Origin of the sequence: Psychrobacter sp. 4Dc (genome assembly GCF_002836715.1) — a bacterium.
In the GTDB taxonomy this organism is placed as follows: domain Bacteria; phylum Pseudomonadota; class Gammaproteobacteria; order Pseudomonadales; family Moraxellaceae; genus Psychrobacter.
In genome coordinates this window covers 1-5,970 of record NZ_PJAT01000023.1, presented here as the reverse complement: position 1 = coordinate 5,970, position 5,970 = coordinate 1, and the positions used below count along the sequence as shown (strand labels likewise).

The following is a 5,970-nucleotide window of genomic DNA, read 5'->3' as shown; positions in this document are numbered from 1 at the left end:
CTTGTCTACATTGTTTGATATCTGAATGCTAGCTTCTATATTCTCTACACTTTTCTTCATGATCTCTAAAACTGCATTATCTTCGTTCATATCTTCTATTCCCATAAATTTCTTTTGAATAAACTTAGTTAGCTGTGCAATAAATTCACTGACACTATGATTCTGGCATTCTACTTGACACGCTTTGAGCCAACCAATCAAGTCACTAAATCTAAGATGGCTATATTGATTGCGGGTTATCCAACCTTCTAAAGTTTTAGTATCAACGCTATACTCGCTTGGTACGTCATTATCCTCGTTTAAGTAAACAAGATGCCAAGAATTGTGTTTTCTATTTTTAAGTTCAATAGCATAATCTTTCATTTGGTCAAGCTGATCTGCTGCATAAGGTTTATTTTCAATACAAATGCCGTAGCTGTCATCATCCACCTGACATCTTAAGTAAATATCCATACGGCGTTGGGTATTACTTTTCCCCGTTATTTCTTCAAGAAAAACGTCTGTTTTCTCAAGATTGTTAAGGAAAATCTGCCAGTTATCGTTTTTATGTATAACAGGCAAACAATACTCAACAAATAATCTTAAAAAACTTTCTTTCTGAGCATGACTTCCTTTAGGATCAAGCAGAGCTGCCAAAATACGACTAATTCCTAACTCATCGGTATTGATATAATCAAAAGTACTGAAGTCTGGAGACAATTGACGACTATAAAGTGCTTGCGCAGTCTCTAAAGCGTTAATCTTTTGGCTCACATCATTTATCAAACTTTGCACGGTACTCATACTCATCTATCCTCTTAAAATCTCACTCGGTTTTATTCACTTATATTGCTGGTCATTGATTTGCTTTAGCATCTTGATAGTGTTTATATCGTAACTGCCAGCAAAGGATTGGTGTAAAAGCTGCTCAAATACACACTTGTTACCAGCGGCAAAGGCAAATAATGTTAGCGAAGATTGCAGCTTCAAATTATCCGGTGAACCAAAGATATCCAAAGCGCTTTTATCAGGATGTAATAGCAGTAATTCAGCGCACTCTATTAACCGTGCTCCAAGCACCTCATGCTGCAAATACGCTTGTGCTTGCTCCAGACTCTCTATTGCAAAGCGTCGAGACATTTTACTGTGCCCCAACCCTTTCATCTGTGGAAAAATAAACCACATCCAATGCGTGCGCTTACGACCTTGGGTCAGCTCTTCAATCACTTGTGAATAGATAGTATCTTGATCTTGAATAAAATCATCAAATAAATCTTTATCTGTCTTTGTCATCTTCTGCATTCCTTGCGATTTAAATAATGAGCGTTTGCCTACCTGCCACGCTAACCAGCCACATATATTGCCCCCATCCAGCAATGGTCAGGTTTATCAATCATCCTATTGCCGTAAAACACTTCTGCATCATCAGAAATCCGACTTTCAACAGCAGTTGTGACGCTAAAGAATTCATCAAGAGATAGCTTATGATCGCTTTCAATATCAAGCATCATATACTCGATACTAAGACCTTCAGGAATTTGATTGAGCAGATGATTAACGGTACTCTTTATTTGTTCTGAATCTGGTATGTCCGTTGCCCTAGCCTGTATAAAATTGGCAGGCTTTTCAGCCCCGCAAGATTTTTTGATATCATTAACATCTATACCAACCTTATCACAATCAGATAATACTGATTCAAACACGGTTATTACCTGCCTGACTTCATCCACTTTGCAAATAATGATCCCGTCTATTACTTCGAATCTATCAATATGCTTATCTGTGGTTTGTAGCGCAAACAATGTGCAACCGACTTGTTGTTGTAGATTTAGCAATGACTGTTCATCCCAACCATCTTCGATAACAATAAACCCAACCTCAGACAAGAGGTAGCTATCTGATTGTGGCGTATATAAAGTAGCTAAAGGTATGGGCTCTATCTGAAGCTCATCATTATCTTCTTCGTTGATATCGTTTTTTATAGTCTGTTTATCTTTAATACTACTATCTACTGTCATACTCGGCCCCTCTTTAAAGTGAAATCATTAATTACGGTTATAAAGCTGCATCCCACTTTCTAGGCGCTCAAGAATAACTGTCTTTAGCTCTAATGGTTCAATGACAACGGACAATTGCGACATACTTACCAGCCAATCTTGCAGACGAGTCGTATTAGCAACTGTAGCGCTGACTTGACGCCAAGTGTCATCAATAATCGTAATCTTCTGATCTATCGATAATGGGCGCTCATAAAGATGCTGACAGGCAAATTTCTGTACTTTTAAAACCAAGTTGATTTCAGTATTTTTACCAAACTCTAGCTTGCCCAGCTTCTGTAAGCTATCTAATGTAAAAACGTCACGCCCTACCCAGTCAGGTATTGGCTTATCTACGGCTACCTCGGTAATACGATTGACCGCAAAGTTGCGATGCTCCTCTAGCAATACGTCATCATCGATATGATCATCAGCAGAATTAAAGCCAGTGAGATAGATCATATTGTCAATAAAGATCAGTCCTTTGGGATACACCATTCTTTGAACTGGTTTTTCTTCCCATTTATTTTGATAGACTATCCGTAATTGACGATTCTGTAGCAAAGCTTGATGAATACTGCCAAACACCTTACTATCAAGATTTGGCGCTTGCACAATACTAGGCAAGGTGACGAGATGATCTTGCCATTGCCCTAGTGGACTTTGATGAAAATTATCTTTGTCTTGTCGACGTAGTTGAGTAAGCTTGTCTGTGATTCCTTGTTTAAAAGATACTGGTAAGTAGTTGGCGGTATATTTATCAAGCATCTCCCAAAAGAACACGGTTTGCTCGTTAATAACATCAATACTAAAACTGGGTTCAATATAAAACCGTGCCGTCTTGCCACTGATATTCTTGCCCCATGCTGGCACCCGGATTAAGGCGTCACTATAGAATATGTCGTTAAAGATTCGATTTAAGCCAATCAGATCGTTCTCTAAATTTTTACGCTCATTTGTATAATTATTAGGATCATTACCATAGTTGTGCATAAGCTCTGTCAGTGACATAGCATCTGCTTCACTTCGAGGAAGGCTTTGATATAAAGCAAATAGACGTGCTGACTTTGTATAGCTGGTGATTGGATGTGCAGGCATAGTAGCTTCTCTATTAGACTGATGAAGTAATCAACTTATTATTAAAATACATATTCAATCAAAACGAACCAAAATCGCAGTGCCATTATCGTAAGCATTGCCATCTGAGTCATACACTTGATGCTAAAGCGTCTGTAGCAAATCATTGCTCAGTACTGAATCATGAATGCCGTCACTACAAATTTCGAGACTAAAGACGATGCCACAGGCTTGGGCTATTGTTTCAGTAAGAGTTTCATATTCATCACTTAAAGTAGCTGTCATATTCATTCGCTTATTATTTATTATCATTAAGACAAGTATAGTAGACTACCTATAAAATTATTTTCTAGGTAGTCTACTATTATAAACCTCATAGATTATCCCAAGACAATAGTTAGCTTTGATTGTTGTTAGATCTAAGGGTATATCGCTAGTAAAGATAAATGAATCTATATACTATAGTCTAATCTTTCACTCCTACTTATAAGCCATCAACACATTAGAACTGCCATAAAAATAATAAAATACTTACTCTTGCTGATCATTGTAGATTTATCAAACACTACTACTCAGGTGAAGATACCAAAGTTTTCGAGGGTACGTCGTTATCAACTTTAATAGGACAAAGAGTCGATTATTTAATACACCCTAGTACTAAAAATCGATAATAAGCACCGTCTTATATAGCTTAGCGAATTTTTTAGTTTTCAAAGAAATACTCAGGTGGCTTGGGCAATATTGGGGTTTGACGGAAAACCAGAGTATGATATAGACCATTAAACTACTACCTTCATTTATATTTGTTTTACTAAGAGAATCTATTAATGAGTGACGTTTTATCACTGTCCCAGTTAGAGCAATACCTTTCAAAAGCGGCTTGGATCCTAAAAGGTCCCGTCGATGCTTCAGACTTCAAAGTCTATATCTTCCCCCTTCTATTCTTCAAGCGTATCTCCGACGTTTATGATGAAGAGTATCAGCAAGCGCTAAAAGAGTCTGACGGTGATATTGAATATGCATCCATGCCAGAAATGCACCGATTTGAAATACCACAAGGCTGCCACTGGAATGATGTACGTGAAACGACTACTAACGTAGGTCAAACCATAGAACAGGCGCTACGTGGTATTGAGCAAGCTAACCAAGACTTTTTATACGGTATCTTTGGTGATGCTCAGTGGGGTAATAAAAATAAGTTGCCAGATAAGCTGCTGATTGATCTAATTGAGCATTTCTCACAGTATCGTTTAGGTCATGAAAATGCCAATCCAGATATGCTAGGTAATGCCTATGAATACCTGATCAAGCACTTTGCTGACTTAACTAATAAAAAAGCAGGTGAATTCTATACCCCACGTTCAGTAGTACATTTGCTAGGGCTTATTCTCGACCCACACGAAGGTGAGTCTGTCTATGATCCTGCCTGTGGGACTGGAGGTATGCTATTAGAGTGTGTCGATAATCTGAAACATAACGGTGAGGACTTTCGTACTCTTAAACTCTATGGCCAAGAAAGAAACCTAACATCCAGTGCCATTGCACGTATGAATATGTTTTTACACGGCATAGAAGATTTTGAAATTCTGCGTGGTGATACTTTACGTGAGCCTGCCTTTTTCCAAGCCGATGGCCTGAAAACCTTTGATTGCGTTATAGCCAATCCGCCGTTCTCATTAAAAGATTGGGGCGCGGATAATTGGGCTAATGATCCCTATGGGCGCAATATCGCTGGTGTGCCACCTAAAGGTAATGGCGATATGGCTTGGGTACAGCATATGGTTAAGTCCATGAACAGTACAGGCCGTATGACCGTAGTATTGCCTCATGGTGCCCTATTTCGTAAAGGTGCCGAAGGTAAAATCCGTAAAGCATTACTAGAGCAGGATATTTTAGAAGCCGTCATCGGCTTAGGTCCTAATGTATTCTACGGCACACAGTTAGCTGCTTGTGTCATAGTCTTTAAACAGAACAAAGATGCTGACAAGAAAGGAAACGTGCTATTTATCGATGCTTCTGAACAAATACGCGTGGGCCGTGCACAAAACCACCTAGAACCAGAGCATGTTCAGCAAATATACCAATGGTATAGCGATTACCAAGATGTTGAGAACTACGCCAAGATCGCCAGTTTCGAGGACTTAAAAGAAAACGATTTCAATCTCAATATTCCACTCTACGTAGAGAAAATTATAGAAGATAACTTGCCTAGTGTGGATGAAGCTATGGCTGATTTAAAACAAGCATGGCAAGCCAGCCTAGAAGCGGAAGAAAAGTTTAAAACAATATTAAAAGGATTCTTATAATGGCCTATTCAAGCATGTCTATTAGGCAACTAATAAAGGGTATTAACTCAAATGAGTATTACTTACCTGCAATACAAAGGAAGTTTGTTTGGAGCGAAGATAAAATATGCAGATTATTCAACTCCATCATGCGCGACTACCCGATTGGAACTTTCTTATTCTGGGAGTTAACAGCTCAAAAAGCTCATGGATATACATTTTATGAGTTTCTAAAGAATTATCACCAGCGTGACTCTAAGAATAAGATAGTCAACCATAGTTTTTCTTCTGACATACACGGTGTACTAGACGGTCAGCAGCGTATCAGTTCCATGTATATTGCTCTTCAAGGTGTCTATTGCACTAAGAAAAAGTATGCAAAAACTAAGAACGATAATGCCTACCCTGAACGTCAAATGTACATAAATTTGTTGGATAGTAATTATGAGTTTAAATTCCTAACTGAAAAAGATGCTCAAAATAGTAAAAGTGGTTACTTTTATCTTGTAAGAAATATTTTGGATGAACTTGATTATGGAGATGCTAGCGCTGACTCTATTATTGACAATTTAATAAAGACCGAGCCTGGCAGA

General features: G+C 38.2%; 7 protein-coding genes. 2 read left to right on the top strand and 5 right to left on the bottom strand.

The window, feature by feature from the left end:
* The 5 genes from CXF61_RS01665 to CXF61_RS13975 all read right to left on the bottom strand — a co-directional run.
* A partial coding sequence (locus tag CXF61_RS01665) for a PDDEXK-like family protein (protein ID WP_193834157.1) occupies positions 1–783 on the bottom strand: 783 nt, incomplete at its 3' end.
* Between the two features lie 36 nt (positions 784–819).
* A complete protein-coding gene (locus tag CXF61_RS01660) occupies positions 820–1,272 on the bottom strand; it encodes a DUF1810 domain-containing protein (RefSeq protein ID WP_165596929.1) in 453 nt (150 codons plus the stop codon).
* A 50-nt stretch (positions 1,273–1,322) separates the two neighbouring features.
* Complete coding sequence (locus tag CXF61_RS01655; RefSeq protein WP_165596928.1) at positions 1,323–1,997, bottom strand: hypothetical protein; 675 nt, start codon at positions 1,995–1,997, stop codon at positions 1,323–1,325.
* A gap of 27 nt (positions 1,998–2,024) precedes the next feature.
* The gene (locus CXF61_RS01650) at positions 2,025–3,113 is read right to left on the bottom strand and encodes a helix-turn-helix transcriptional regulator (RefSeq protein ID WP_165596927.1); all 1,089 of its coding nucleotides are present in this window, start codon (positions 3,111–3,113) and stop codon (positions 2,025–2,027) included.
* 123 nt (positions 3,114–3,236) lie between these two features.
* Positions 3,237–3,377, bottom strand: a complete 141-nt coding sequence (locus tag CXF61_RS13975; RefSeq protein WP_193834156.1) for a hypothetical protein — start codon at positions 3,375–3,377, stop codon at positions 3,237–3,239.
* Positions 3,378–3,919: 542 nt separating this feature from the next.
* Between CXF61_RS13975 and CXF61_RS01640 the strand changes: the two genes are divergently transcribed.
* Together CXF61_RS01640 and CXF61_RS01635 are read left to right on the top strand one after the other, a co-directional pair.
* Positions 3,920–5,398 (top strand): type I restriction-modification system subunit M, encoded by a 1,479-nt coding sequence (locus CXF61_RS01640; protein ID WP_165596926.1) that lies wholly within the window; start codon positions 3,920–3,922, stop codon positions 5,396–5,398.
* The coding region (locus tag CXF61_RS01635; protein WP_165596925.1) for a DUF262 domain-containing protein at positions 5,398–5,970 on the top strand (573 nt) is incomplete at its 3' end. The genes CXF61_RS01640 and CXF61_RS01635, both read left to right, overlap by 1 nt.

Bases quoted from the DNA above. Each gene is read 5' to 3' on its own strand.
- CXF61_RS01640 (WP_165596926.1), top strand. From the start codon at position 3,920: ATGAGTGACGTTTTATCACTGTCCCAGTTAGAGCAATACCTTTCAAAA.
- CXF61_RS01660 (WP_165596929.1), bottom strand. From the start codon at position 1,272: ATGACAAAGACAGATAAAGATTTATTTGATGATTTTATTCAAGATCAA.
- CXF61_RS13975 (WP_193834156.1), bottom strand. From the start codon at position 3,377: ATGACAGCTACTTTAAGTGATGAATATGAAACTCTTACTGAAACAATA.
- CXF61_RS01655 (WP_165596928.1), bottom strand. From the start codon at position 1,997: ATGACAGTAGATAGTAGTATTAAAGATAAACAGACTATAAAAAACGAT.
- CXF61_RS01650 (WP_165596927.1), bottom strand. From the start codon at position 3,113: ATGCCTGCACATCCAATCACCAGCTATACAAAGTCAGCACGTCTATTT.